The following is a 2,455-nucleotide window of genomic DNA, read 5'->3' as shown; positions in this document are numbered from 1 at the left end:
GCTTTTATGGCCTGGAAACTTACCGTTGCAAGGGCTATCAATATGATCACTCCTCCCGCCAGGCCAAACATCCACCAGTGTATTGGGGTGTGATAAGCAAAATCCTGCAGCCATTTATTCATAGTATACCAGGCTATAGGTGATGCAATAAGTAAAGCAATAATTACCAGTACCAAAAACTCTGATGATAATAACGCAAACAGTGAGCCTACGCCGGCACCCAATATTTTACGGATACCTATTTCTTTAACACGCTGTTGGGCAGTAAACATGGCCAAACCAAGCAAGCCCAGGCACGAAATAAAAATGGCCAGGAGCGCAAATGCATTGGCAAGCTTACCTACTATCTGCTCACTTTTATAAAGATTTTGGTACTCTTCGTCGGAAAAAGAATAATTGAACGGGAATGCCGGGTTTATTTGTTTACACAAAGTTTCAAGACCGGCCAGTGCCTCTTTGGTTTTACCAGGCTTTGTACGGACAAGCACACTGCCATTGTTGTCACCTCTATTTAGCCAGATAATCAGCGGGTTAATCTGCTCATGCATAGAATTGATATGAAAATCCCTTACTATGCCAATGACCTTGCCTTTCTGGTCCCAAAGCGTTAAAGGCTGCCCAATTGGGTTTGTGTAACCCATTCTTTTTGCGGCTGTTTCATTAATGATATAACCGGCCGTATCTGTAGGGAAATCTTTGGAAAAATCGCGCCCGGCCAGCAGGTTTAGTTTCAGGGTGTTTATAAAATCATAGCCAACCGCGGTTTGTATAAACCTGATCCTTAAATTGGGGTCTTTCCCTGTCCATTCCACACCAACCGTACCATTATCTATTATAGTCGGACTTGAGTTTGATATTGTTATTGATTGTATTCCCGGTTTTTTTAAGGCTTCGGTTTTAAAAACCTCGTACTGCGATCTAAGCTGCCCTTCAACAGGCACGTAGATCAGGTTTTCGCGGTCGTAGCCCAGGTTCCTGGATTGTATAAAATTCATTTGCCTGGCAACAATGATAGTTCCGATAATCATGATCACCGACAGCACGAACTGAAATACCACCAGCCCCTTACGAAATAATGTAGTGCCCGAATCTAATTTAAGTGTACCTTTTAAAACTTTAACGGGATTAAATGATGAAAGGAACAGGGCCGGATAGCTTCCCGATACCAAACCGGTTACCATCGTAATACATCCCAGTTTCGCCCAAAAATCAACCTGATCAAACGGTAACTCAATCTGTTTTTGGGTGATCTGGTTAAACAAAGGCAACAGCAATACCAACAATACCAACGAAACAATGACAGCTAAYGAAGTTATTAGTAATGCTTCGCCGATAAACTGTTTGATTAAAACCGAACGTACCGCCCCAACAACTTTTCGTACACCAATTTCCCGTGCCCGCTTAACAGAGCGTGCGGTGGTGAGGTTCATGAAGTTTATACAGGCTATCAGTAAAATAAAAACAGCTACTATGCTAAACAGGTGCACATATTCAATCCGGCCCGCGTCAAATTTAGTGCCGGCAAAGTTACTATGCAGATACTTTTCATCAAATGGCTGTATATCAAGCTGTGTAGTAAAAACCCCTTTTTTTTGATTGCTATTATAATTATCCAAAAAGTGAGTTATCTTTTTTTCAAATAATACCGGGTTCGCGTTTGCCTGTAACATTACTGTAGTACGCGGCCAGTTGTTACCCCAGTCTTTTGCCTCCGGATTTTCTATCAAAAAAGCATCCCAGTTAATAACATATTCAAATTTTTCTGAAGTGTTGGCCGGCAGGTTTTCAAATACGGCACTTATCGTAAAATCCTTTTTGTTTTCAAAACGGATGGTTTTACCCATGGCCGCCTGCGGACTACCATAAAAATTCTCGGCCATTTTACGCGAAACGGCTAAGCTTAGTGGTGAATTTAATGCAGTTTGCACATTGCCTTGCACAAGCCGGTAGCTGAACATCTTAAAAAAATCTGCACCTGCTGCAGCTCCACCACATTTTAATACCTTATCCCGGGCCCTAAAAGTATTCTCTTCTTTGTATACCGCGTTTACGGCATACACTATCTCGGGAAACACCTTTTTCATCTCTGCGGCCAGTACTCCCGGTGTGCTATATTGGCCCGAAATTTTATGATCAAAATACCGCCGCTCATATACATTATACAAACGGGATTTATTTTTATGAAAAGCATCAACACTTAACTCATTTTGCACCCATAGCATAATGAGCAGGCTACAGGCCAAACCAACGGAGAGCCCTGCCATATTGATGACTGTATGAGCCTTATTATTAATAAGGTTACGCCAGGCGATTTTTAAATAGTTTTTTATCATGATGTTAGTTCATTGGTTCAGTTGTTCATTGATATCTGTCTGTTGGCTGTCCTATTGCTTCAGGTCTTGATTCTTAACTCTTGATTCTCTTCTATTCCGTTTTCAAACTCTTCACCGGGTTT

The 2,455-nt window shown here is 41.6% G+C and carries 1 protein-coding gene; it reads right to left on the bottom strand.

What is annotated here, in order from left to right:
• Positions 1–2,333, bottom strand: a 2,333-nt coding sequence (locus AC1DPZ_RS25515; protein WP_477408776.1) for an ABC transporter permease, incomplete at its 3' end; no start/stop codon positions are given.
• Between the last annotated feature and the right edge of the window lie 122 nt (positions 2,334–2,455).

This window comes from Mucilaginibacter sp. P4_G9 (assembly GCF_056400985.1).
The sequence above is the reverse complement of the archived record's forward strand: the minus strand, read 5'-3'. Positions and strand labels throughout refer to the sequence as shown.